The sequence below is a fragment of the Nocardia neocaledoniensis genome, assembly GCF_003182135.1.
GTDB lineage: Bacteria > Actinomycetota > Actinomycetes > Mycobacteriales > Mycobacteriaceae > Nocardia > Nocardia neocaledoniensis.
In genome coordinates this window covers 1-25,367 of sequence record NZ_QGTL01000011.1, presented here as the reverse complement: position 1 = coordinate 25,367, position 25,367 = coordinate 1, and the positions used below count along the sequence as shown (strand labels likewise).

Below are 25,367 nucleotides of genomic sequence, written 5' to 3'. Positions count from 1 at the left end.
TGGTCATGGCCGCACCGCAACCCGAGAGTCCGACGTCGTCACCACGCCAAGCCAGGCGCAAGGCGGCCACGCGCAAGCGCATCGTCGACGCCGCCGAAGAGCTCTTCGCTGTCGATTCCGAGGCAGTGACCGTCGGCCAGATCGCCGAGGCGGCCGATGTTTCGGTGGCGACGGTGTATCAACACTTCGCCGGTCGCGACGATGTCCACCTGGCCGTGGTTGAACGCGCGGTCGCCGCCGCCCAGCACCATCTGCTGGCCGCCTACCGCGCCGAGGGTCCGCCGATGGATCGGCTGATCGGCACGGCCACGGCATATCTGCGCTTCCACCTGCACTCACCGCGGCTTTTCCGGATGATCAACATGCGCCAAGCCGGACTCGGCATCGGCGCCCCCGAGAGCCCAGTGGCGTTGCTGCTGGCCGATCAGGTCGAGGAACTGATCGATCAGCTCGCCGAGGTCATCGCCGAAGGAGTCGCCGATGGCAGCGTCCGCGAGGTCGACCCGGTAGCCACCGCTCGCTACCTGTGGGGTGCGATGAACGGCGTCTTCGGCCTGGCCGTGCGGCCAGACAGGCTGCGCCTGGACACCACCGAACTCCTGTCCACCGTTGTGCAGGGCACCCTGATCCTGGTCGAAGGCCTCGCCGGACGGACAATCCGTGACGCCGAGGGTCGACTGGACCCGGCGATTCTCGGCAATGCCCGCACCCAGCTCACCGAGCTGCTCGATTCGCTGCCCTTCACCGAGCGCCCGGAAGGTCAACTGCGATCGGGAGCACCAGCGGACGGGTCATCGGTCTGATCGAGGCGAGCTCTCGGCTGGTCCGGTCCAGCGCCCTTCGAGACGTGCTCGGGAATACTCGTCGGCGTCGTAGAGCAGCAGGCGTCCGGCCCCTTCGTAGTCGCGGACGTAGTCACGCATGATGGTTTGTGCTTCGGGGGTGCTGAGGGTCTGCAGGAATTCCGCGCGCTCGTGCAGCAGTCCTCGGTGCAGCGGCTGGGACGCACCGAAATAAACCGCCCTTTTGACGGCTGCGATCGCCGCGGACGAGCGTGCGCCGAGCTGTCGGCCGCAACGAACCGCCTCCTCCACCAGGGCATCGCGGGATACCACCGCGTCGACCGCCCCGATCCGCAGCGCTTCCTGCGGGCCGAACGGGCGGCCTTCCAGGATCGCGGTCAGCGCGCGGTGCGCTCCGACGAGGTGGGTGAGTCGCTGAGTTGCGCCGCCGCCCGGATTGAATCCGAGCAGTATCTCCATCTGGCCGAGAAAGATGCTCTCATCATCGGCCATAACTCGGACATCACAGGCCCACGCGAGCTCGGCACCACCACCGAGCGCGGAGCCGTTGATCGCCGCGACGTAGACGACGCCGCTGGTGTTCATGCGCGTGAAGGTGTCGTGGAACCGGTCCAGTTCGACGACGCCTTCCAGCGGTGTCCGCGCCGAGGCTTTGCGGAAGGTGGCGAATCCGGCGACGGCGCCAACGAATCGCATCACCAGCGATGCACTTGTGCGGTTGAGGGACGGACTGTTGTCCGCTCCTTCCTGCAGCCATCGAATGTCGGCGTGACCGGCGAATCGATCGGGGTGGTCGCCGGTGAGCACGACTGCGCGAATGGTCGGGTCGTGATCGGCGATATCGACCAGGGCCGCTAGGTCACCGACCAGCGCCCGGTCCAGCATCGCCAGCGGTCCGCCGTTCATCCGTACGATCGCGACCGCACCGACGATTTCCGTCGTGAGCCGATCGAATCGCGCTGTGGCCAGATGTGCCATTGCGCCAGCCTTTCATACCGTCCGCGACATTTTCAGCAGTTCAGGACAATCCCGAGGCCGCCAGCGGGTCCCATCCCGCTGTCGTGAATATGTCCTGCAACTGCCTGCGACGAACACCGATATTGCCGCCTTCGAAAACGGGGTAGGCAAGCGCGTCGAGCAGGTGATGGACAATCGGAAAACCGCGGTTGTACGCCTGCACTCCGACGACCTGGAAAAGCTTGTGAACGACATCGACCGCGGTTTCGGAGCCAAATACCTTGGCATGCAACGCCAGTTCGAGACCCGCTGGATCGCCACTGGTGACCGCGTCGAGCGCCTTCCACGACAGCAGCCGGACGGCTTCGATTCGTCCTTTGGCGTCGGTGAGCACATCGGCGACCGGCCGGTGTTCGATGATCGGCACCCCACCTCCGCGTGTCTGTTCGGTGGCGAAGCGGTAGGCGATGTCGAACGCCGCGCGCATCGTTCCTACCGCCATCAGGCCCACCGCTGCGGCGCTACCGGTGAATGCGGCAAAGATGAGTTCCGGTCCCGCGCCTTCGGCTCCGACGAGATTGGCCTTCGGCACGCGGACTCCGTTGAGCCGGACCCGCTGGGTCAGATGTCCGCGGAGGCCGGGCATGTCGAGCGTTTCGAGCAGAGTTAGGTTGTCGGAGGTGAAGTGCTGCCGTTCGATGCCGATCAACGAGACGCCGCCGGGGGTTCCGCAGGCCACGATCATCAGATCCGGGCCGGTGCCGTCCCAGCCCGCCAAGTTGGCCGACCACTGCTTCTCCCCTGTGATCACCCAGTCGTCACCGTCGAGCACGGCAACCGTCTGTAGACCCTCGGCCGGTTCGGGAGCCGCGAAGTTCGCGGTGCCGGCGGGCTCACTCAGTGCCATCACCGCTTGTGCTGTCCCATGGTCGGCCAGGAACGGGGTCAGGAATCGCTGGATCTGTTCCAGGTCGCCGCCGAGATACACCGGGGTCAGCGCGAGTAGGATTCCGCCGAGACTGGCGACGAAATCAGGCATCACCGCGGCGAGCTCCTCGGTGACCAAGGCGAGGTCGAGACCACTGCCCATGGTCCCGCCGAAAACCTCCGGGATCATTCCCTTGATGATGCCTTCTTTGAGGGCGGCCTCGTGCGCGGACCGCACCAGCAGGGCCGCCTCATACGGGTCGGCGGTGCGCCGCACCTCCTCGACCAGGGGTGCCAGATACGTCTGCGCGAACGCGCGGGCTTGATTCTTGAGCTCGACCTGTTCAGCGGTCGGAGTGAAGCAGATGGTCATTGTTTTCAGCCTTTCTATCCACGAGGAGATCGGGTGCCGAATCCGCGTTTCCGCGGGCGGCCGACCATTCCCGAATTGATGAGGTACTGAGGAAGATTGCGCGATTGACCGGATCACCACTCCGCTCGTCGTGCGCCGGATGGTGAGTAGGGAAAGGAACTGACTGATCAGCACCGGAGTACGCCCAGCGCCGATGGAGCCGGACGAGATTTTTCATCGGGGCGTTGGCGCGGTCGCCGAGGCCCTCACTGAGCGCGGACTTGGCGATCCGGTTGGGCAGACTGACCCCACTGGGCAGCGTCAAGGGTGAAGCGAGGTCCACTGGCATCGGACGAATTCCCATCAGGACGGCGCGGTCAACGCGCTCGACTCGGCACCATGCCGATGGGTGAAACGCTACGAACCGAGCGACGTGGCAGACAGATGCCCAACGGAACCAGAGTTACTAGATTAGGCCCATGGATTGGGATCAGCCCCGGCCGCCCGTCAGCCTTCTGCTCATGACGCAGATCGCTGTCGACCACGGCGCAAGTGCCGAACAGTGTCTGGCCGGCACCGGACTGACCCCGCAGCAGCTGCTCGACCCGGCGGTCGAGGTGACTCCTCGCCATGACCTCGCGGTAGCCCGCAACCTGCTCGATCTCGTGCCGACCGGCCAACCCGGCCTCGAGATGGGGTCTCGATTCCAGCTCAGCGAACAGGGCATCTACGGATTCGCCTTGCTCAGCAGCTCCACCCTGCGCCAAGCAATCGACATTGGTGTGACCTTTGTCGAGCTGGCCTTCGCGATGGGCTCGGTCCACTCCAGGACCTCCGACAACGGCGATCTGCTCCTCGTGCTGGAGGCTTCCGATATTCCACCGTCGATGCGCCGGTTCTACATCGAACGCGACGCCGCTTCGATCCGCACGATCGCGCGCGGATTGTCCCCGAAACTCGACGTGATCAAGCGAGTCCAGTTCGCGTTCCCACCGCCGGACGAGGGCGTCACGCACTATGCGGAAACCTTCGGGGACACACCGACTTTCGACGCACCCGAATCTGTGCTCGTCATCGACGGCGCCCAGCTCGACCAACCGCTGCCGGGCGCCAATCCACACACCGCGGCACACGCGATCGAGCAGTGTCGCCGCCTGCTCGAATCCCGCCGCGCCCGCACCGGTGTCGCCGGTCAAGTGCGAAACAGGCTCCTCGCCGAAATAGCGAACCCACCCGCGCTCGATGCTGTCGCCGACACCTTGCATATGAGTGGCCGCACGCTACGCAAACGCCTCGCCGCCGAACGAACCTCCTACCGCCAACTGCTCGACGAAGTCCGCGAGCACTTGGCCGAGGAACTACTGGTGTCCGCACGACTCCCCGTCGAACAGATCGCGCACCGTCTCGGCTATCTCGAAGCCACCAGCTTCTCCCAAGCCTTCCGCCGATGGAAAGGCGTCGGACCTCGTGAATTCCGCGCCGGATCCACCTCGAGACAATGATCCTCAGCGCTGCGATCCGTCGGGCTCGGGCTGTTCATGGGATTGATGCTGGTGAGGTTGGGGCGAACACTCTCGACCCAGCTCTCAGTGTTGGCGCCGACATCGTGGTCGGTGCCGCGACCATCTCGATCGTCAACCGCATGATCTGTAACCGACTGCGTCATTTCTCAAGCCAGGGCGAAATCCGCTTCCACCACCAGCCGACCAGAGCAGCTGACCAGGTCACCCGCGTTCCCTTTTTCGATGTGCCCCGCCGAGGGCACCAACCTGCGACACCAGATTCCGCAGGTCAGCGCGCTTTCTGGGTCGACGCGCCCACACGCCGGGCTGGCGACATCTGCAAAACCCCAGGTGGAGTGGGGGCAGGTTCGATTCCTGGGGTCACAAACCTGCGACCGGCGTTTTCCCTGGTCAGAAGATTATCGACGACACCCCCTCAGAAGGAGCCGCTCCGTAGCTGATAGCGGAAATGCCCTCGCTACCGGCAGTGCTCATGCCGCCGAACAGACTGCAACATCTGTTGCAGCAAGGCGGTTCACCGCCGAAAGTACCTACAGCTCAACAGTTCACCTCCTCATCCTTCTTCGCCAGCGGCAAACTCCGCCAAGTAGGTGCACGACCTCCCAAGACCGGGCGGGAACTCAGATGTCCTTCACCGAGGACGATTCGTGTCCGTGTCTGGGGGTGCGTTTCGCCCGTCGGCGAGGACTACTATATGTCCGTTGGGCGTCGTCGGCTTCGTGGAACTCGGCGGCGGGTGCGACTACCGGTGCCAGAAGATCAACCGCTTCACCCACGATTCCGGCTCAGTCTTCGAAGTCCGCTACGACACGGCCGACGCCATGAGCTTCGAGACCGTCAGCGACCCGGTGGCAGCCTCGTCAGCGAGAAGAGCACCAACCCCATCCATGTCGTAACCCTGGGCGAAAGCCAGATCTGGATGTCGCGGCAGGAAGACACCCCCTCCAGACCACGGTCAGCACGCTCATGGACTTCACCGACTCCACCGTGCGTGGCCGCCTCACCTGTCGCGTCGACGATGCCATCCGCGCTGAACTCGTCCACCTCGTCCACGCGGACACCTTCACCGAGAGAACGGCATGAACACCGCCCGGACCAGATCGCGGGCGAACAAGACCCACAGCCCCAGCGAACCGGGCTGGCCGGTGGGGCACCGACCGCGACGTTGCGGGCACCGTCGTGTGCGCTATCGGTCGGTGACAGCCGCCACGGCCTTGCCGAACAGTTCGGTGTTGTTCGGATTGCTCGTGCCGGTCAGGAAGCTGAACGGATCCGCCGGGTCGAAGGTGTCGGGGACGCCGAGCCGGACGATGACCATGTCGAGGCTGGGGATCATCACCGCGAACTGGCCCAGCGCGCCCGAAAACGCGTAGGTGTCCTCCGGCAGCCCGGGAAAGACGCGCCGAGTCCGCAACCGGGCCGGGACATCGACGCTTCGGTAGCTCTCGCCTGCGTTGAGCCACCACAGGAATCCGTAGCCGCCATTGGCACTGCTTGGTGTCGTGGCGGCTTCGATGTATGCCGGATCGATGAGGTTGCGGTTCTCCCATCGTCCGTTCTGCAGCAGCAACCGACCGATCCGGGCGAGATCACTGGGACGCATCGACAGTCCGCCGCTGACCATGGCATGGCCCGAGGGGTCCTCGGTCCACCGCCACGAGCTGCGCTCGATACCGATGGGGCCCATCACTTCCCGCTGGAGAAAGTCCAGGAAGTCGGTGCCCGTGGTGCGGGAAATGATCTCGGCGAGCAGGACCAGCACGTTCTGCGCGTAGAGGAAAGTGGTGCCCGGCTCGGCGGCGATGGGGGCGGTGAGTGCGTCGTGGACGGAGGTTCCGGCGGCCGTGGAAGCGATATCGGTCGGCCAGGTGAACGCCATACCGCTGGTCTGGTTCAGGATCTGGCGCACAGTGATTCGGCCATGGGCGGGGTCGGCTTCCGGGAAGTAGGTCGCGAGGGGATCGTCGATGCCGAGGTAGCCGAGGGTGACCGCGCGCCCGATGGCGACCGCGGCGACTCCTTTGCTGCCACTGGCCAACGGCATGGCGATCTCCGACGTTGCCAGGTGCTGGCCGACCAGACAGCCGTGGCGGTAGATCTGTACCGCGTGCGCGAGGTGCTGAGCGCCGAAGGACACCGCCGCGGAGACCGCAGCTGGATCCATGCCCACGGTTTCGGCGGCGCGGAGCTCGGGAGTGCGGCCCGGTTCGGGTTCCGCGCACGACGCTGCCGGACTCGTGGGTGCGGCGGATGCAGCGGGTGCGAGTGATCCTGCCGCGCCGAGCAGTAGCGCGGTGGCAGCGGTGAGCACAGTGACTGGACGAGCGACCATGAGGTCCTCCGATCGTGTGTTCTCGACGGCGTCGGCGATCCGATGGTTCTGTCTGGCCGCCGACTCCGTCGAGGTGCGGGGTCAGTTGAGTTGGTCGGCGAGGGCGTTGCGTTCGGCGGTGAGGAAAGCAGGGTCGTGTCGGAGCGTCCAGTCGGCGCCTAGGAATCGATGCCTGGCGGCGGCGTCGTCGTATGCGAGGTAGGCCAGCCACGCCGTGGCCGTGGGTGCGGCGGCGAAGTGCTCGATGCCGTCGATCGGGCTGGCGTGCGAGGTCGCCCGCGCGTTGGCGATCCAGGCGGGTGCGCGGGAGGTCAGGTTGTACTGCCACCAGCGCACCCACGCGAAGTCCGGGACGACGAAGTCGTTACTGCCCGTGAGAAACAGGGAGGGCACGGTGAGCAAGGAGCCCAGCGCCAGGGGACCTGGTTCGATGGCCAGCACCCCGCGAATTGTGAGGGTCGGGTCGATGGCACGGGCGATCGGCGGCAGCAGCGCGGCGCCCTGCAGAGCGGCCTGGCCGCCAGCGGAGTGGCCGGCCAAGATGGTGTGGTCGAGATCGACCTTGCCGAAGAGCGGGGAACTCGGGTCACGATCGGCGACGATGGCCATGGCCAGGCCGGCGGCGGCGACGTGGGGCATGGAGTTGAAGTAGTCGTAGGGGATCGTGACGATGAACCCGTGGCTGGCCCAGTGACGGGCCAGCGCGTCGTACATGCCGGGGTCGGCGGCGTATCCGGGAATGAGAACAACCAGCGGGGCTGTGGTCATCTCGGCGACGTCGGCGGGGTGATACGTATTGATCCCGATTGGTGAGGCCAGCCCGTAGGGGAAGGCTTGGGTGCAGGTCGGGTCGTCGTGGTTGCCGAGTAGTTTCGCGCCGATGTGTTTGATCATGCCGTAGATCGATGCCGAACACGGGTTCGTTCGCACGGACGTGGCAACCGGGTGGGGACCGGCGGTGGCGAAGATGTCGCCGTTGACGGTCGGAGCGGGTTGCGCCCAGGCCGGACCGGCGACGAGGGCACCGGCAAGGATCGTGACGGCTGTTGTCCAAATCGCGACTTTCGCCGCGGCTGTGAGCACGGATGTTCTCATCGTTGAGAACCTTTCGATCGGATCAGGGTTTCCGGAATGACGGTGTGAGATATGGCGTCGGCACAGATGATGGCGACGACGGCGAGGGCAGCGCGCCTGGCGGTCATCTCGCAGTGGTGGCGCTCGCGGGTGCCCGGTGAAGGCCGACCTAGGGCTGGTCGTCGTCATCGGTCTCGGATGCGACCGCGAGGAAGCTGTAGACGATCTGGTAGAAGCCGACCAGCAGTTCGAAGTCGGCGAGCTGGGAAAGGGTGAAGAGCTCGAGCGCTTCACTTCGGTCGGGATCGGTGAATGTGTGCTGGCGCAGCAGCAGATCGGTCCAGCGCACGACATCGGCCTCGTCCTCGCTCAGCAGGACCAGGTCCCCTGTCTGCGCGGCGACGACCGCCGCCAGCGACAGCCCTGCTGTGGCTACCAGGAATTGATGATGGATCCGCGAGGCCGCGCCATGGGTGTAGCCGACGCGCAGTACCGCGAGATCACGCAGTGCCGGCGGCAGGCTACACCCGCGCAGGATGTGTTCGGCACTGATCAGCAGGCTCGCGATGAGACCACGGTGGCGGGTCGGCGGCGCGAACAGGTTCGCATGTCCACCTGCGAGCGCTTCGCGTACCGATCTGGGCAGCGACGGGTGATCAGACCTGCCCGACGTCATTGCCGCACCTGCTCGGCGTCGACCGGAGAAGGTCGCGCACGACGACCTATCCGGCGGGTGATCAGCCAGCCGGTGCAGGCGGCCAGCGGGAACATCAGGACGCCGTACACGGCGGCGGGCACGGCGAGTTCCACGCTGCCGAGCACGCCTGCGGCAATGGTGATGGCGACGGTGCTGTTGTGGATGCCGATCTCCATCGAGCACGCGATGGCCTGACGGTCCTCGACACCGAACGCTCGGGGCACGACATAGCCGATGATCAGGCTCGCCAGACAGAACACTGCGGCGGCCGCTCCCACGTCGAGGAGGTAGGCGGTGAGGTGGTCACGCTCAGCGGTGATCGTGCCGAGAACGACCGCGCCGAGAATCACCACCGAGGCGACCCGCACCGGGCGGTCGAGGCGGGCCGCGAAGTCCGGCCAGAGATGCCGCTGGAGCATTCCCATCGCGATCGGGATCAGCACGATGGCGAAGACCTGGGCGACCTTGCCGAACTGGAGCCCGACAGTGTCGCCGGTGTGCTCGGGCAGGAAGTGGGCAAGTGCGAGGTTGGTGACGACGGGGATGGTGACTACGGCGAGCACCGAATTCAACGCTGTCAGTGAGATATTGAGCGCGATGTCGCCGCGGAAGAGGTGGCTGAAAACGTTGGCGGTGGTGCCACCGGGCGAGGCGGCCAGCAGCATCATGCCGACCGCCAGCACCGGTGGCAGATCGAAGGCGAGAACAACGGCGAAGGCCAGCAGTGGCAGCAGCAACAGTTGGCAGGCCAGTGCAACGGCCACCGGTGCGGGATGGCGCAGAATCCGGGTGAAGTCCTGCACGGTCAAGGTGAGCCCGAGTCCGAACATGATGATCGCCAGCGCGACGGGCAGGGCCAGCGATACCAGCGGCGAGTTCATCTCGGTCCTTGCGGGCCGGGCACCTGCTGCCGGTTGCCGCGTCGCGCTGGTGCGCGCAGAGCTCCTGGCGTGCGCCGTGATTCGGGTCGGCGGCGGGTGGCGATCATGCGTCGACCGTCGTCGGTGCCGGGCGGCGATGCCGGGGTCCGGGGAAGAATCGGTTCACCCGGGCCTGATAGTCGGCGTAGGCGGGCCGCTTGAGTTTGCTGTAGTACTCGGCGGGCACCGCGCCGGTGTAGTGGACCATCGTGCTGTACATCATCTGCACCACCCACAGCAGTGCGGCGGCCACGATCGCCCACACCGCGATCGGGATCCGACCGTGGAGCGCCAGCATCGAGGGCACCGCCAAGGCCACCATGGCCACCCATTGCACCCACTGTCCGAAGTAGTTCGGGTGACGGCTGTAGCGCCACAAACCGACTTCGCAGACCCCGGCGCCGGTGTCTGAGTAGCCACCCAGGTATCGCTTCTTCTGCAGGTCGGCGACGCTCTCGAACAGATAGGCAGCGATCCACACCGTGATCGCGGCGACGGTCCACCACCGCAGCGATGAGCTGGTGTCGGTCGCGATGACCATGGCGGGTACGGCCAGGAATGAGCTGTTGGCCATGGCCTGAACCCCGATCTCGTACTGCACCGAGAGCCGCTCGCTGGCGAATCCGGCTCGTTCCCACCGGCGGCGCTGATACTGGTAGCGCGGAAGTTCGGCTCCCAGCCAGCCCGGCTTGTACATGCGCGCTCCCCACACCGCCATCCGCAGGCCGACGATGGTGTAGAAGACCGCGGCGGTGACAGTGAGGACACTCGGTGTCTCGGCGAAGAAGAACAACTGCACGCCGATGGCCGCCAGGCCCGCGGGCCAGGCGAAGTCCACATACGACAGCAGGTTGCGACGCCAGCCGGGCACGTTCGCCGAGGGAACGAAGATTGCCAGCTGTACCAGCAGGTTGACGATGGCGAATTGGCGGGTGGGTGCGCTGATGACCAGCGCGAGCCAGCACGCGGTGAACAGCACACACCACAGCACTCGGGTTCTCATGATGTCTCTCCGAAGATCTCGACCAAATGGGGGTCCGGCTCAACCGGGTGCCGAACCCACGATCGGCACCCGGCGAAAGCGATGTCGATCGAACGGGGCGGGCGGCCCCGCACCAACTATAAACATGGAAACGTTTCCTTGTCCTTGTTTGCGAGATTGGGCTATAACTTGCGGAGACGCCGTCCGCCGCGACACCACAACCCATCACCGCCACGCCCGCGACAGACACCCGACACCGCCCAGCTCAGGCATCCGACAACGGAGGACCAGCACCGTGAGTAGAACAACCGACGACGCGCAGCTACCGTTTAGCTATCGCCAGCAGTCGCAAGAGGACGAGGAACTGCGTCCAGGGCGGCGCCACCCATCGCACACCCGCTCACCGGAATGCGTGGCCGACCGCAGTTCGGTGACAACACAGAGACCCGGCGCGTTCGCGGCGCCGAGGAGGGCCCTGCGCGTGCGGCCCTATGTAGCGGCCAGTCATACAATCGAGCTGATGAGCACCACAGCTTCGGCCGCAGGCGCGCGGACGACCCGCCGGATCAACGGCCTCGACCCCGGCGAACGCCGCGCCCAGCGGGAAGCCCAGGTGCTCGACGCCGCCCTCGAGTTGTTCACCTCCCGTGGCTATCTCGCCACCAGCGTCGAACAGATCTGCCAGAGCAGTGCGGTCAGTACCAAGAGCTTCTACCAGCTCTATGCCAATCGGGAAGAATGCTTCTTGGCGCTCTACCTTCGCAGCGCCGATGAGATCCACAACGCGGTGCTCGCCCGGCTCGACGAACTGGGCCCACGCGAGGACGACCGGGAAATCGCACAGCAGCTGTTCATCGCACTCGTCGACGCGATCGCCGCGAGCCCGGCGCGCGCCCAGCTGACGCTGGGCCTGTCCAACTCGATCTCGCTGGCCGTCGACGACGCGCGCCGACGCAACCGTCGCCGCAGCAGCGAACTCATCGAATCCATCTGGAGCCACCTCCGATTACAGGGTCCGCTGCACCTACTCGCGGTAGGGCTCGTGGGCGCCATCTTCGAAATCATCGCCGACCGCGCACCCGACCATCGGATCGACGGTGCGATTCGCGATGAACTCGTCGCCGACCTGACCAGGTACTACGAAATCGTGCGCGCACCGCTGCACCAGTAGCCGCCGCTGCCCGGTCGCACCGAGCGCAGTACTCCGTCGGCCGTACCACCGAAATCCTTCCGCTCAGCGATCACCTCATGTACCCCGAGGTCTCGCCGCGTGCTCTTCGGCGCCGCGACGAGCTCGCGAGCGATCCCTCTCGAGGAAACGAGCTTCATGCGCGAATCACGAACCCCCGCGGTATCGAATCCCGACCCCGACGCCTGCATGACCGACGCAGTCACCCGCAACGCGATCGTCTACCCCGACGCCGTCTGCTTCCTCACCCCGACTCACGACGACGGCTGGCGCGAGGTGTCCGCCGAGCAGTTCGCCACCCAGGTCAGGGCGGTGGCCAAAGGTCTCATCGCCAGCGGCGTCAGGCCCGGAGATCGGGTAGCGCTCATGTGCGGCACCCGATACGAGTGGATCGTGCTCGACCACGCGATCTGGTTCACCGCCGCGATCACCGTCACCGTCTACGCCGGGTCCGCCGCTGAGCAACTCGCTTGGATTCTGCAGGATTCGGGCGCGACCACACTCATCGTGGAGACCGATCGCGATCGTACGGTGGCCGACGCCGCCCGGGACTCACCCGAGCTCCAAGAGATCCTGCAGATCGACGCCGGCGCGATCGACCAGCTCATCGCTCGCGGTGCCGACATCGGTGAGGCCGAGCTGCTGGCGCGCCGCCACCTCCTGGGCGCCGGGGCCGACGCGGTCCTCGTCTACACCTCCGGTACCACCGGCAAACCCAAGGGCGTTCCGCTCACACACGGCAATCTCGCCGCGATGGTCGACTCCAGCGTGCAGCGACTACCGACGATGTGCCTGCCAGGTACCCGCACCATGCTGTTCCTGCCACTAGCCCACATCCTTGCGCACGCGATCGCACTGGTCGCCGTCCATCAGCGCGCGGTACTGAGCTTCACCAGCGACTGGACCCGCCTGACCGAGCTGTTCACCGAGCTCCGACCCAGCAGCGTGTTAGCCCTCCCCCGCGTCTTCGAGGAGCTCTACGCCACCGCCGAGCGGATGGCCCGCGACAACGGCACCGGCGCACTGTTCGCCCGGGCAGCCGACATCGCCGTCGACTACAGCCGCGCCCTCGACACCAGCGGCCCCGACCACCTCCTACGTATGGAGCACGAAGGCTTCGACCAGGCCGTCTACCGGCACGTCCGCAGCCTGTTCGGCGCCGGCTGCAGCCACGCACTCTGTGGAGGCGCACCGTTGGCACCCCGGCTCGCGCATTTCTTCCGCGGTGCCGGAATCCCGATCGCCGAGGGCTACGGACTGACCGAAACCACCGCAGCGATCACCCTCAACGGCACCGAACCAGGATCCCAGCGCATCGGCACAGTCGGGCGACCGATACCCGGCCACGACGCAGCCCTCGCCGACGACGATGAGCTATTGGTCCGCGGACCGGTCGTCTTCACCGGATACTGGAACAACGACACCGCGACCGCGGAAGCCTTCACCGCCGACTGGTTCCACACCGGCGATCTCGCCTCGATCGACGAGGACGGATACATCACCATCACCGGCCACAAGAAGGAAATCATCATCACCGCGGGCGGGAAGAACATCGCGCCCGCACCGCTGGAAGAAGCGGTTCAGCGACACCCCCTCATCGGCCACTGCATGCTCGTCGGCGACGGCAAACCCTACATCGCGGCACTGATCACCCTCGATCCCGACGGCCTCACCGACTGGCTGACCCGCCACAACCTCGACCACGGCAGATCACCGGCGCAACTGATCGAAGACCATCGTCTACTCGCCGAGATCGAGACCACGGTGACCGCCGCCAACACCGAGTTCTCCCCCGCCGAACGCATCAGGAAGTACCACGTCCTCACCCGCCAGTGGTCACCAGACAGCGGTGAACTCACCCCGAAAATGACAGTGCGACGTCCTGTGGTTCTGACACGCTACCGCCATGAAATCGAACAGCTCTACGACGATCACGAGCAGCTGCGAACAGCCCCGGCTGTTTCGAGCGACTCGCTGGTCACAGATACGTAGTACCTCGAGGTGCCTGCTGTCGGCCAGGAAGGAATCACCAACGTCGACCGAGATCGTCAACGACCACTCGAGAATCGCAGGTCACCCGCGTTCCCTTCACCGATGCCCCGCCGCCGTGTGCACATCGGGGATGGGAACGATAGGATCGACACCGGTAAACCTGGATCGCTAGATCGTGTAAGAATCCACGATGACCAGGCGTTTTCCGGTTGCCCATGTTTTGCGTGTCCTGCCGAGGGCAAAAGCATCTACGCAGGTCAGGCGACTTTCTTTCCGGCATCTTCCTCATGGGCACCACCGTGTTCATGCTCGCGGGCCTGTTGCCCGAGGTCGCCGGCGACCTCGGCATCGACCTCGGGCGAGCCGGGCTGCTGATCACCGCCTTCGCGGTCGGCATGATCATCGGCCCGCCGGTGATGGTTCCGGCTTCCACGATGTCTCGGCGCAGGGCGGCGATCTGCGTAGAAGGGCGCAGGTTCGGCATGCCATCGGGCACGGGTGTGGACAGACGGATCTTCCTTACCGGTAACCACTCAGCGTCGCTTTTGGCCAGCGCTCGGTGGGCGGACTGGCTCGGTTGCGGAACACTTCGCTGGCGTATCAAGGCGCGAATGTGAGATCGGTGCCGATGGACGCTTCCGCATACTCCCGCATCAGCCGCAGTGCTTCGGAACGGTTGAAGTTCGGGTCCAATGAAACGATGCGGAAGCCGAGATAGTCCTCCATTATGAGCAGCATTCGGGCGATGTCATCCACGGAATGCCTCGGTCGGAACACTCCTTGTTCGACCCCGCTAGCGAGGACCTCTTCATAGATTTTGCGTTGCTGTTCGAAGAGGGCGCCGGCGATGGCGCCCAGTTCGGGGGTCGGCTCGCTGTTGAGCAGGGGCCTGAGTGTGGTCCACCACTCGGCGTCAAGTGGTGAGGTCGGTAATCCCAGCTCCATGGCCCGCACCAGTCGGCGGCGCGGGTCGTCGATCGTGGCCAGTTCGGCCGCGCGGGCGACGATGAATCGCTCCACGCAGTGGGTGTGCACTGCGTGGAGCAGCACGGCGTTGTTGCGGAAGTAGTACCGAATCGCATTGGGCGTCAGGGCCATAGCTCGAGCAACGTCGGCGATTCGGGGAGCCCCCGCATCCTGCTCGGACATGAGATCGCGTGCCACACGGAGGATGTCGGCTCGCCGTGTGTCCCGGGTGACCGGTCGCCCCATCTTCGCATCCTAAGGGTTTACATGACGGAAATTCGATGACTCACCGATTCTGCCCCGGTGATCCGTCAAGCCGTGGCACAGTTATTTTCACAGCATACAAAAAACTAGGAGACCAGGTGAAACAGCCCGTACGCGCACGTGACCTCGGCATCGGTTTCGGGCCGATCCCCACCGGCGGCATGAACTCGATCACCGATGTGCCCGGAGTCCGCGTGGGTCAGTGCACCCTCGTCGACGGTGACGGACCGCTGCGCCCGGGAGTTGGCCCGGTACGGACCGGTGTGACGATCATCGAGCCACGGCCCCGCGTCTGGGAGTCGCCCGTCTACGCCGGAATGCACACCCTCAACGGCAACGGCGAGATCACCGGAACGGATTGGATCCGCGACAACGGACAGCTCACCACGCCGATCGGATTGACCAACACCCATTCGGTCGGCGTCGTGCGGGACGCACTGGTGGCCGAGATCCACCGGCAGCGCGGAGACGACGAATTCTATTTCTGCCTGCCGGTTGTCGGCGAGACCTACGACGGCCTCCTCAGCGACATCAATGGTCAGCACGTGCGGGCCGAGCATGTCGAGCGAGCACTCGCGGCTTTGGACGACGGCCCGGTCGCCGAGGGGACGGTCGGCGGCGGCACCGGTATGATCTGCCACGAGTTCAAGGGGGGAATCGGCACCGCGTCGCGGACCGTCGCCACTCCCGAGCAGACCTACACGCTCGGGGTGTTGCTGCAGTCCAATCATGGGCGAAGGACGCGACTGCGGATCGACGGCATTCCGGTCGGCGAACGCATCGGCACCGATGTCGTGTCGAGCCCGCAAGAAGACGCCGCCCGCGTCGTCGCGGGCAGCGGCTCGATCATCGTGATCGTCGCTACCGACGCGCCGCTGCTGCCACACCAGTGCACGCGGATCGCCCAGCGGGCCGCTCTCGGTATCGGCCGCACCGGTGGCGCCGGTGAGACCCTCAGCGGCGACATGGTCCTGGCCTTCTCCACCGGAAACACGACACTACCGAGCGTGACCCTGCATCCCCGCCCGGCCGGGGAGCTGGCCGTGCGGACCGCCAACGACGAGTTGGTCGATCTGCTCTTCGATGCCGCGATCGATGCGACCGAGGAGGCCATCGTCAATTCGATGGTCGCGGCCACGACCGTGGTGGGGCGCGACGGCATCACCGCCCACGCTCTGGACCACGATCTGCTGCGGTCCGCGCTTGCGGGCTGACCGAGTACAGGTAAGGCAGCGGCCCCGGCCGGTGGGGAGCACCGGCCGGGGCCGTTCGGTGGACGCGGCTCAGGCGACTTCAGCGAGGAATTCCTCGACCGCGCGGACGCCGGACCGGATCGCACCTGCCATGTAACCGTTCCAGATCTGGGAACGCGTTCTCCAGGGCCATGCGGGTCCTTTCGTGAACGAACTTGCATGGCATGCCGCGGTGCTCTCCTGGAGTGTGAGCGTGTTGGGGCCAGGCCGACGGAGGCGGGCGCGTACCGATGCTGCGGTCCCTGGTTCAGAAGCTCGACTCGTCGGCTCGCATGATGTCTAGGTCGAGGGTGGACAGGATCGTGCGGGTGGCTGTGAGCTGCGGCAAGACGTTGCGGGCGAAGAATCCGGCAGCGGCGAGTTTTCCCCGGTAGAAGTCGCCACCAGCGGCATTCGGTGAGCGATCGAGCGCGGCGAGAGCGATCTCGGCGTGGGCGAGCAACTGCCACCCGATCAGCAGGTCGCCGACGGCGAGCAGGTAGCGCACAGATCCCAGACCGATCTTGTGGAGCTCGTGGGGATCCTGTTGGGCGGCGAGCAGGTGCCCGATCAAGGTGGCGGTGATCGCCTGCACGTCCTCGAGCGCGGTCGCGAGCAGGGCGCGTTCGGCCTTGAGCCGATCATCGCCACGGTCGACGAACTGCTGGATCTGTGCGGCGATGTGTGCCAGGGCGACGCCTTGGTCGCGGGCGATCTTGCGGAAGAAGAAGTCCTGGGCCTGGATGGCGGTGGTGCCCTCGTAGAGCGAGTCGATCTTGGCGTCGCGGATGTACTGCTCGATGGGGTAGTCCTGGAGGAAGCCGGAGCCGCCGAAGGTCTGCAGGGATTCGGTGAGGTACTGGTAGGCGCGTTCGGAGCCCACTCCCTTGACGATGGGCAGCAGCAGGTCGTTCACTCGCGCGGCCGATTCGGGGTCGGCGCCCGAAACGTGCTGCGCGACCTCGGGATCCTGGTGCGCGGCGGTGTAGAGGTACACTGCGCGCAGGCCTTCGGTGTAGGCCTTCTGGAGCATCAGTGATCGGCGCACGTCGGCGTGGCGGATGATCGGCACGCGGGGGGCGGTCTTGTCGGCCATCTGCGTCAGGTCGGCGCCCTGAACGCGGGTCCTGGCGTAGTCGAGGGCGTTGAGGTAACCGGTCGACAAGGTGGCGATGGCTTTGGTGCCCACCATCATTCGTGCGAACTCGATCACATCGAACATCTGCGCGATGCCGGCGTGCTTGTCCCCGACGAGGTAGCCGACCGCCGGTGTGCCGTGACCGCCGAGGGTGAGTTCGCAGGTCGCTGACCCCTTCAAGCCCATTTTGTGTTCCAGGCCGGTGACGAAAGCGCCGTTGCGGTCACCGATCTCGCCGGTCTCGGGGTCGAAATGGAACTTCGGGACCAAGAACAGGCTCAAGCCTTTAGTGCCCGGTCCCGCGCCCTCGGGGCGGGCCAGGACCAGGTGCATGATGTTTTCGAACAGGTCGTCGGAGTCGGCGGAGGTGATGAAGCGTTTGACGCCCTCGATGTGCCAGGTGCCATCGTCTTGCCGGATGGCCCTGGTGCGTCCGGCACCGACGTCGGAGCCCGCGTCGGGTTCGGTGAGCACCATCGTCGAGCCCCAGCCGCGCTGCGCCCACAGGCGAGCCCAGTGCTTTTGCTCCTCGGTGGCGTTGGTATAGAAGATCTCGGCGAAGAAGGGCCCGTTGGCGTAGAGGTAGACGGCAGGGTTGGCGCCCAGCAGCAACTCCATCAGCGCCCAGAGCACCGCACGCGGGGCAGGGGTGCCGCCGAGGTCCTCGGTGATGCCGATCTTGTCCCAGCCCGGTTCGGCGACGACGGTGCGGTAGGCCTTCTTCAACGGTTCCGGCAGCCGCACGCTGTGGGTGTCGGGGTCGAAGGTCGGTGGGTTGCGGTCGATGTCGGCGAAGGCGGCGGCGAACGGGCCCTCCGCGACCCGGCGTAGCTCCGACAACATCATGCGTACCGCGTCGGAGTCGAGGTCACTGTAGGCGCCCGAATCCAGGATGTCGCCGAGACGTAGTGCCTCGAAGAGGTTGAATTCCAGGTCACGGATGTTGCTCTTGTAGTGGCCCATGCGGGTCCTTTCGTGAACGAACTTGTTTGGCATGCCGCGCCCGCGCCACATCGAGACGGCCCCAGACGGCCCAGCCCGGCGGTGGCCGCTGGGCAGCCGGAACCGGTCGATTCGGAGTCACTGCTGTACTCGACCGCAGCAAATTCCTGGTCGTGGCGTCGGCACAGAGGTTTCACCGATCCTCAGCGGCGCATGATCCAACGTGCGAGGCGCTGCAACGGGTGCGTTGGCGGCTGCACCAAGCGCAAGGTGTCCGGTCTGAGCGGCTTGGTCACGACAGGTTTCTCGTGGGAGAAGGCGCGCCAGGAATACTCGCCGTGGTAGGCGCCCATTCCGCTGGCGCCGATACCGCCGAACGGGATTTCGGTCGCGGCGACGTGGATGATCGCCGCGTTGTGCACCACCGCGCCGGAGGAGGTCTGCTCTTCGAACAGGCGTCGGGTCTGCGGGGAATCGCTGAACACGTAGAGCGCCAACGGTTTCTCCCACCGGTTGATCACCGCGACGGCTTCCTGGGGCGAGCCCACCGCGACGATGGGCAGGATGGGACCGAAGATCTCCTCTCGCAGCAGCGGGTGATGCGCATCGGGACCGACCACCGGGTGCTCGCTTGTCTGGGCGAAGGTGACGACGGTCGGCGCGAGGTAGCGCTCGGTGCGGTCGTGCTGTCCTCCGACGACGATGTCGGCATCGGCGAGAAGGGCGGTCAGCCGGTCGAAGTGGCGGTCGCTGACGATGCGGCCGTAGTCCTTGCCCGCCGACGGGTCCGCGCCCCACAGGTCGGTGATCGCGGCCCGCAGGGCGGCGGTGAGCGCCGGGATCCGGTCGGGTGTGGTCATCACGTAGTCCGGGGCCACGCAGGTCTGGCCCGCGTTGGTGTACTTGGCCCACGCCAGGCGGCGCGCGACCTCTTCGATGTTGTCGTCGTCATCGAACCAGACCGGCGATTTGCCGCCGAGTTCCAGAGTCACCGGGGTGAGGTGCTCGGCCGCGGCGCGCATGACCACCCGGCCGACTGTTCCGCTGCCGGTGAAGACGATGTGGTCGAACCGCTGCTCGAGCAGTTCAGTGGTCTCGGCGACACCGCCCTCGACCACTGCCACGGCGCCGTCGCGGAAGTACTGCGGGACCAGGCGGGCGATCAACGCCGAGGTGGCCGGGGCCATCTCGCTGGGTTTGAGCACGGCGGTGTTGCCCGCGGCGAGGACACCGACGAGCGGGTCGAGCAGCAATTGCAGCGGATAGTTCCACGGAGCGATCACCAGGACCACGCCCAGGGGTTCGGGCACCAGGCGCGCGCTCGCGGGCCACAGGCCGACAGGGATCGAGGCTCGTCGGGGCTTGGCCCAGCCGCGCAGTTGCCGCAGTGCGTGGTTGATCTCGGCGACGACCACACCGATCTCGGTGAATTGCGCCTCGGCGGCTGATTTGTGCAGGTCTGACCACAGTGCGGCCTCGAGCGCGGGCTCGTTGTCGGTGATCATCGCCCGCAGATCGCGCAGTCGCCGTTCACGTTCGGCCAGCGCGCGGGTGGCTCCGGCATCGAACAACGACCGTGCTCGCGCGACCACGGGCGCAACGGGGGAACTCTGGCCTGCCATGACGCCGGTCACGCCGAACGGCTGGTCGATTCGGCGTCGGCGGAGGCCGACCGGATCTCCTGCGCCACGCGATGACCCGATTCGGCGGCGCCATCGATGTAACCCGCCCAGCGCGTGGCGGTTTCGGTTCCGGCCCAGTGCAGCGGGCCGATGGCCGGTCGCAGCGTGTGCCCGAACCGGGTGAGAGTGCCCGGTGTGGCGAAGGCCCCGTAGCAGCCGCGACTGTATTCCTCCTCGGCCCAGTCCTTCTCGATGTAGTCGATCGGCGTGCGGGCGCGGGGGCCGAAGTAGCCGGCGAGGTCGTCGAGGACCCGCGCGCGCCGGTCGGCCAACGTCAGCCGCGAGCCGGTGTCGGCGTGGCGACCCTCCAGGAAACCGACCAGGACGCCGGGCGAGCCGCCGGGCGGGGTGTTGTCGAAAACGACGCCGAGTGGTCGGCGGTCGCTGACGGCCTGCCCGCTCCAGCCTTCGGAACGCCAGAACGGCTCGTCGTAGACCACATTGATCTTGATCGCACGACCCATCGGCATACGCTGCACCAGCTGGTCGCGATCACCGGGCAGGCCAGGGCTGAACCGGATACGCGCAACCAGCGGTGGCGGCACCGCGACCACCGCTCGCCGAGCGCGGACGACAGTCCCACCGGCATGCACGCGCACGCCCGAGTCGTCCCAGTCGATCTCTGTCACGGGACTGCTCAGGACGATCCGGTCGCCGAGCTGTTCGGCCAGCCCCAGCGCGATGGCCTGTGTGCCGCCGACCACCCGATCCTGCTGGGCTCCGCCGACCACTCCGATCATGGAGTCGACTCCCCCGCCCCCGCCCAGGTAGAAGCTCGCCCACAGCGCCGACATGTCCTCCGGCCCGGCGGAGAACACGGCCTCGGTGACGAGTTTGAAGAACGCTCGCCCGTCCGCGGTGTGAGTGGCTCGCCGCACCCAGGTCTCGAAGGTCTGAGCGTCCAGCGCCTCGGCCCCCTGCGCGCGCCACGGATCGGTCTGGGTCACCCGACGCCCCAACCGGTCGAGCCTCAACTGAGCCTGGGCGATATCGAGAAGAGCCAGCGGACTCAGCTTGGGGATCCGGCCGGTGAATTCCGAACGACTGTCGCCGAGTTCGGCGATATGACGACCGGCATGGTGCGTGGGATGAGTTTTCAGGCCCAGGTCACGGATCAACGCCATCGCCAGATGCTGAGTCGGGCCGACCCACTGCCCACCGACCTCGATGGGCGCCCCGCCGGGGAGCTCTGCGTTGAGCAAACGCCCACCGACCCGGTCACGTGCCTCCAGAACCAGCACATCATGACCGGTTCGCACCAGGTCACGGGCGGCGACGAGACCGGCTATACCTGCGCCGACGATGACGACGTCCACTGATTTACCCATCTCGATCCTCCAGGTTCATGCGGTTTGAATCTGACATACACGCTGTATGTGGTAAACGTACCGCATGAAGTCGCTACGTGACAAGCACATCGAGGACACCCGGCGAACGCTCGTCGATACCGGCGCGCGACTGTTCGCCGAGCGGGAGTACACCGAGCTGTCCGCCGAGGAGCTGGTACGCACCGCCGGACTGACCCGCGGCGCGCTCTACCACCACTTCGACGGCAAGAAGGGCCTGTTCGAGGCAGTCCTCGACGAGCTCGAAGAACGGGCAGCCCGCCGCATCCGGTCAGCCATCGACGCGCACTCCGGCCCGTTCGACCGTGTCGAGGCCGGCCTCGAAGCCTTTCTGGACGTCTGCGCCGAGCCCGGATACCGCCACATCGTGCTACTGCAAGGCCCGATCGCCCTGGGCTGGCGCCGTTGGCGCGAGGTCGACCGGCGCCACCTCGGCAGCCTCGTCGTCGAGGCAGCACGCAGTCTGCTCGAATCCGGCCAAGTACAGCCACATCCACCCGAACTCCTGGCCAGCGCCTTCTACGGCGCACTGACCGAAATGTCGCTGACCATAGCCGAGGCCGAAGACGCCACGACCGGACGCACCCAGGCCGCCGCGCTGGCACGAGCCCTGCTCAGGGGTTTGGCAATCGAACGACCCACCCCGTAGAGGGCAGGTGCCCGAGCTGGATAGATGCCGCCGTCCAGTCCCGGTGCCCAACGGCCGTGCCGACCCGAGTCGTCCATCACAATTCGGCCGAAATCTGGATCGATTCCAGAAACGCACGCAGCCCTTATTGGCTGGAACTATCAATCAATGAGACAGTTTTGATTAGTCATGCCAATGAGTGGTCGCTAGCTTGGGAACCGACAACCCACCACGAGTTCCGAATGAGGCCAGTTCATGTCGCTGATCAACAAGAAGATCAAGCCCTTCACCGCGGAGGCGTTCAAGAACGGTGCCTTCGTCACCGTTTCCGACGAGGACATCAAGGGCAAGTGGGCGATCTTCTTCTTCTACCCCGCCGACTTCACCTTCGTCTGCCCCACCGAGCTCGGTGATCTTGCCGATCACTACCAGGAGCTGCAGCGCCTGGGCGTCGAGGTCTTCTCCGTCTCCACCGACACTCACTTCACCCACAAAGCGTGGCACGCGTCCTCTGACACCATCGGCAAGATCGAGTACGCGATGATCGGCGACCCGACCCTGCGGATCAGCACCGCCTTCGAGGTACTCCGCGAGGACGAGGGCCTCGCAGACCGCGGCACCTTCCTGGTGGACCCGGACGGCGTCGTCCAGTTCACCGAGGTCACTGCCGAGGGCATCGGCCGTAATGCCGCCGAGCTGGTCCGCAAGGTCAAGGCTGCGCAGTACGTGCGGTCGCACCCGGGTGAGGTCTGCCCGGCGAAGTGGGAGGAGGGCGAGGACACCCTCGCCCCGTCGCTCGAGCTCGTCGGCAAGATCTGACTCCTCGCCCACATCCGCAGTCGGGACACGGGAGCGAATACCCGTGCCCCGCTCCAGCTCTCAACCTCCCGGAGTAGACCCGCATGCTCGAGACCGCGCTCGCTAGCCAATTGAAGACTCTGCTCGAGAAGCTGACTCAGCCGATCGAGCTGGTATCCACCCTCGACGACCGCCCCAAGTCCACCGAACTCGCCGAACTACTCGACGAGATCGCCGGCCTGTCAGACCTGGTCACCCACGCCCGCACCGGCGCCGACCCTCGCCGACCTTCGTTCGTGATCCGTCGCACTGGTACCGACATCGAGGTGCGCTTCGCCGGAATTCCGCTCGGACACGAATTCTCCTCGCTGGTCCTCGCGCTGCTCCAGGTCGGCGGCCACCCCTCCAAGGAGGCCGCGGAGTTGCTCGCGCAGGTGCGCGATCTCGAGGGTCGATACTCCTTCGAAACCTACTTCTCGCTGTCGTGCCAGAACTGCCCGGACGTCGTGCAGGCGCTGAACCTGATGTGCGTGCTGAACCCCAACATCGAGCACATCGCGATCGACGGCGCGCTGTTCCCCGACGAGGTCGAGAGCCGTCAGGTCATGGCGGTGCCGACGGTGTTCCTCAACGGCGAACCCTTCGACTCCGGACGGATGAGCCTCGAGCAGATCGTCGGCCGGCTCGACACCGGGGCGGCCGAGCGCACCGCCGCCACGATCTCGCAGAAGGACCCCTTCGACGTCCTGGTCGTCGGCGGCGGACCGGCCGGTGCCACCGCGGCGATCTACGCGGCCAGGAAGGGAATTCGCACCGGCGTCGTGTCGGAGCGCTTCGGCGGCCAGACACTCGACACCATGGGCATCGAGAACTTCGCCTCGGTCCCCTACACCGAGGGCCCGAAGTTCGCCGCCGAGCTGGAGAACCACGTTCGCCAGTACGACGTCGACATCATGAACACACAGAACGCCACCACGCTCACCCCCGCCGCCACCGAGCAGGGCCTGGTGGAGGTGGAGCTCGCGAGCGGTGCGCGGCTGCTCTCGCGCAGCGTGATCGTGTCCACCGGCGCGCGGTGGCGGTCGATGAACGTTCCCGGTGAGACCGAGTACCGGAACAAGGGCGTGACCTACTGCCCGCACTGCGACGGCCCCCTGTTCAAGGGCAAGCGCGTCGCGGTGGTCGGCGGCGGAAACTCCGGCGTCGAGGCAGCCATCGACCTCGCCGGGATCGTCTCCCACGTGACCCTGATCGAATTCGACGCCGAGTTGCGCGCCGACGAGGTCCTGCAGCGCAAGCTCCGTAGCCTGCCCAACGTCGAGATCCTGCTCAACGCACAGACGACCGAGGTCGTCGGTGACGGCGCGAAAGTCACCGGCCTGACCTACGCCGAGCGTACGACCGAGACGTGGCACTCCGTCGCGGTGGACGGCGTCTTCGTGCAGATCGGTCTGCTGCCGAACACCGAATGGCTCTCCGGCACCGTCGATCTCACCCCGCGAGGCGAGATCGTCATCGACGATCACGGGCGCACGTCGGCTCCCGGCGTGTTCGCGGCGGGTGACTGCACCACCGCCCCGTTCAAACAGATCATCGTCGCCGCAGGAGCGGGCGCGACTGCCGCGCTCGGCGCTTTCGACCATCTGATCCGAACCTCGACGCCGGATGAGATCGAGCATCCCGCAGGGTCGGGAGTTGCCGTCCTGCCGTAGCGCGGGCGCGCTCGGGCCGCCCGGGGTCTCCACGGCAGACAGTTGCACCCCCTCCGCGCAACCAGCGCCAACCATGCTGCCTCGGCGACCGTCGGCACAACACTTCATGACGATGCCCCGTTTCCAGAAAGGTAGCCGCCTGGCGGAGCGATTGCACAGGATGCCTCTGCTCGCGCAATGCCGCGCGGACGAAGTACGAAGTACGAGACCGTCGTATCTGCGTGACGCCTACCGTGTGATCAGCGTCGTCGGCCGGTGGACCACCATGCTGTCGATCCGGCCATGGCCGGATCGACAGCCCCCGGGCAGTAGCCACAACGAGTAGTGCCAGTTGCGCCCTGGCCGAATCATCGGCCATCGAACACGTCAGAAGTGCAGTGCGCCAGGCTGGGTGGACACGGGTCTGCTATCGGTGGTCAAGAGGCGGTAGAAGAAGCGAGCTGGTCCGCCTCAACGAGTACCCGCAAGCTCCTTCCCGCCTCGAATCCGTGGTCGCGTTGGAGCGGCTCGAGAGGCACGCCAGTTCGCTCAGGCCGAACAGCGGGGGGACGATCTGGGAGATCAAGGTAGAGCACCCCGGATTCCGCGCCGACATGTCGCTCCTGAAAGCCGACCCTCGGACCGGGAACACCCTCCAACCCGCGCCAGTGTCGCGGAGCGGCGCCGGCGGAGGCGACGCGAAGATAGTTGCAGTATTGGGAAGAACCGTCAGTTTGCGCCCGGCTCGGAGAGCCGGATGCCGCCCAAGGTAGCTCTCAAGCGCGGCGAACAGTTGGTCTTGCTTGGCCGTAGCTTCTTGTTGTTCTGACTCAGTGGTGAGGTTCCCCCGCTTTCTCGGAGGGCTCTGACTGTGGTCCGATAGGACCGGAAGGAGTCATTCGTGGCAGCACCGAAGAAGTACCCGGACGAGT

21 protein-coding genes are annotated in these 25,367 nt (G+C 66.0%); 9 read left to right on the top strand and 12 right to left on the bottom strand.

The window, feature by feature from the left end; all coding sequences use genetic code 11:
- Nucleotides 1–5 precede the first annotated feature (5 nt).
- Nucleotides 6–803 (top strand): TetR/AcrR family transcriptional regulator, encoded by a 798-nt coding sequence (locus tag DFR69_RS25285; RefSeq protein ID WP_110040137.1) that lies wholly within the window; start codon nucleotides 6–8, stop codon nucleotides 801–803.
- Here the strand turns inward: DFR69_RS25285 and DFR69_RS25280 are convergent.
- Both DFR69_RS25280 and DFR69_RS25275 read right to left on the bottom strand, forming a co-directional pair.
- A complete protein-coding gene (locus tag DFR69_RS25280; RefSeq protein ID WP_110040136.1) occupies nucleotides 792–1,781 on the bottom strand; it encodes an enoyl-CoA hydratase/isomerase family protein in 990 nt (329 codons plus the stop codon). The two genes, DFR69_RS25285 and DFR69_RS25280, sit on opposite strands and share 12 nt — an antisense overlap.
- A gap of 40 nt (nucleotides 1,782–1,821) precedes the next feature.
- Nucleotides 1,822–3,234 carry an acyl-CoA dehydrogenase family protein gene (locus DFR69_RS25275; RefSeq protein ID WP_244198452.1) on the bottom strand — a complete coding sequence of 471 codons (1,413 nt, stop codon included), beginning with the start codon at nucleotides 3,232–3,234 and terminating at the stop codon, nucleotides 1,822–1,824.
- Between the two features lie 284 nt (nucleotides 3,235–3,518).
- Here DFR69_RS25275 and DFR69_RS25265 point away from each other — a divergent pair, with 284 nt between their 5' ends.
- Entirely contained in the window at nucleotides 3,519–4,541 is a 1,023-nt protein-coding gene (locus DFR69_RS25265) for an AraC family transcriptional regulator (RefSeq protein WP_110040133.1), read from the top strand.
- An 858-nt stretch (nucleotides 4,542–5,399) separates the two neighbouring features.
- Here the strand turns inward: DFR69_RS25265 and DFR69_RS34180 are convergent.
- The 6 genes from DFR69_RS34180 to DFR69_RS25240 form a co-directional block, all read right to left on the bottom strand.
- On the bottom strand, nucleotides 5,400–5,615 hold the full coding sequence (locus tag DFR69_RS34180) for a hypothetical protein (protein ID WP_146229418.1): 216 nt from the start codon (nucleotides 5,613–5,615) through the stop codon (nucleotides 5,400–5,402).
- Nucleotides 5,616–5,748: 133 nt separating this feature from the next.
- Entirely contained in the window at nucleotides 5,749–6,894 is a 1,146-nt protein-coding gene (locus DFR69_RS25255; RefSeq protein WP_110040131.1) for a serine hydrolase domain-containing protein, read from the bottom strand.
- A gap of 81 nt (nucleotides 6,895–6,975) precedes the next feature.
- Nucleotides 6,976–7,989 carry a poly(ethylene terephthalate) hydrolase family protein gene (locus DFR69_RS25250; RefSeq protein ID WP_167456399.1) on the bottom strand — a complete coding sequence of 338 codons (1,014 nt, stop codon included), beginning with the start codon at nucleotides 7,987–7,989 and terminating at the stop codon, nucleotides 6,976–6,978.
- Nucleotides 7,990–8,137: 148 nt separating this feature from the next.
- A complete protein-coding gene (locus DFR69_RS34610) occupies nucleotides 8,138–8,644 on the bottom strand; it encodes a carboxymuconolactone decarboxylase family protein (RefSeq protein ID WP_167456398.1) in 507 nt (168 codons plus the stop codon).
- Complete coding sequence (locus DFR69_RS25245) at nucleotides 8,641–9,546, bottom strand: bile acid:sodium symporter family protein (RefSeq protein ID WP_110040129.1); 906 nt, start codon at nucleotides 9,544–9,546, stop codon at nucleotides 8,641–8,643. Before DFR69_RS25245 ends, DFR69_RS34610 begins: the two co-directional genes overlap by 4 nt.
- A gap of 103 nt (nucleotides 9,547–9,649) precedes the next feature.
- Nucleotides 9,650–10,588 (bottom strand): DUF1295 domain-containing protein, encoded by a 939-nt coding sequence (locus DFR69_RS25240; RefSeq protein ID WP_110040128.1) that lies wholly within the window; start codon nucleotides 10,586–10,588, stop codon nucleotides 9,650–9,652.
- Between the two features lie 499 nt (nucleotides 10,589–11,087).
- Between DFR69_RS25240 and DFR69_RS34605 the strand changes: the two genes are divergently transcribed.
- From DFR69_RS34605 to DFR69_RS35805, 3 genes are all read left to right on the top strand, one after another.
- Nucleotides 11,088–11,738 carry a TetR/AcrR family transcriptional regulator gene (locus tag DFR69_RS34605; protein WP_167456397.1) on the top strand — a complete coding sequence of 217 codons (651 nt, stop codon included), beginning with the start codon at nucleotides 11,088–11,090 and terminating at the stop codon, nucleotides 11,736–11,738.
- A gap of 156 nt (nucleotides 11,739–11,894) precedes the next feature.
- Nucleotides 11,895–13,748 carry an AMP-dependent synthetase/ligase gene (locus tag DFR69_RS25230; RefSeq protein ID WP_110040311.1) on the top strand — a complete coding sequence of 618 codons (1,854 nt, stop codon included), beginning with the start codon at nucleotides 11,895–11,897 and terminating at the stop codon, nucleotides 13,746–13,748.
- A gap of 287 nt (nucleotides 13,749–14,035) precedes the next feature.
- Nucleotides 14,036–14,365 (top strand): hypothetical protein, encoded by a 330-nt coding sequence (locus DFR69_RS35805; protein ID WP_373867005.1) that lies wholly within the window; start codon nucleotides 14,036–14,038, stop codon nucleotides 14,363–14,365.
- On the opposite strand, the gene DFR69_RS25220 is transcribed toward DFR69_RS35805, so the two are convergent.
- Complete coding sequence (locus DFR69_RS25220) at nucleotides 14,349–14,897, bottom strand: TetR/AcrR family transcriptional regulator (protein ID WP_167456409.1); 549 nt, start codon at nucleotides 14,895–14,897, stop codon at nucleotides 14,349–14,351. The genes DFR69_RS35805 and DFR69_RS25220 overlap by 17 nt on opposite strands.
- 242 nt (nucleotides 14,898–15,139) lie before the next feature.
- Here DFR69_RS25220 and DFR69_RS25215 point away from each other — a divergent pair, with 242 nt between their 5' ends.
- Entirely contained in the window at nucleotides 15,140–16,192 is a 1,053-nt protein-coding gene (locus DFR69_RS25215) for a DmpA family aminopeptidase (RefSeq protein ID WP_373867007.1), read from the top strand.
- Nucleotides 16,193–16,478: 286 nt separating this feature from the next.
- Here DFR69_RS25215 and DFR69_RS25210 read toward each other — a convergent pair whose 3' ends face one another.
- The 3 genes from DFR69_RS25210 to DFR69_RS25200 form a co-directional block, all read right to left on the bottom strand.
- Entirely contained in the window at nucleotides 16,479–18,311 is a 1,833-nt protein-coding gene (locus tag DFR69_RS25210) for an acyl-CoA dehydrogenase (protein ID WP_110040125.1), read from the bottom strand.
- 182 nt (nucleotides 18,312–18,493) lie between these two features.
- Nucleotides 18,494–19,912: an aldehyde dehydrogenase family protein gene (locus DFR69_RS25205; protein ID WP_110040310.1), complete on the bottom strand. Its 1,419-nt coding sequence runs from the start codon at nucleotides 19,910–19,912 to the stop codon at nucleotides 18,494–18,496.
- Nucleotides 19,913–19,920: 8 nt separating this feature from the next.
- Complete coding sequence (locus DFR69_RS25200; protein WP_110040124.1) at nucleotides 19,921–21,300, bottom strand: flavin monoamine oxidase family protein; 1,380 nt, start codon at nucleotides 21,298–21,300, stop codon at nucleotides 19,921–19,923.
- Nucleotides 21,301–21,364: 64 nt separating this feature from the next.
- Between DFR69_RS25200 and DFR69_RS25195 the strand changes: the two genes are divergently transcribed.
- The 3 genes from DFR69_RS25195 (at nucleotide 21,365) to ahpF (ending at nucleotide 24,456) form a co-directional block, all read left to right on the top strand.
- Nucleotides 21,365–21,967, top strand: a complete 603-nt coding sequence (locus DFR69_RS25195; protein ID WP_110040123.1) for a TetR/AcrR family transcriptional regulator — start codon at nucleotides 21,365–21,367, stop codon at nucleotides 21,965–21,967.
- A 234-nt stretch (nucleotides 21,968–22,201) separates the two neighbouring features.
- Entirely contained in the window at nucleotides 22,202–22,765 is a 564-nt protein-coding gene (ahpC, locus tag DFR69_RS25190) for an alkyl hydroperoxide reductase subunit C (RefSeq protein WP_110040122.1), read from the top strand.
- A gap of 83 nt (nucleotides 22,766–22,848) precedes the next feature.
- On the top strand, nucleotides 22,849–24,456 hold the full coding sequence (ahpF, locus tag DFR69_RS25185) for an alkyl hydroperoxide reductase subunit F (protein ID WP_110040121.1): 1,608 nt from the start codon (nucleotides 22,849–22,851) through the stop codon (nucleotides 24,454–24,456).
- Nucleotides 24,457–25,367: the final 911 nt, after the last annotated feature.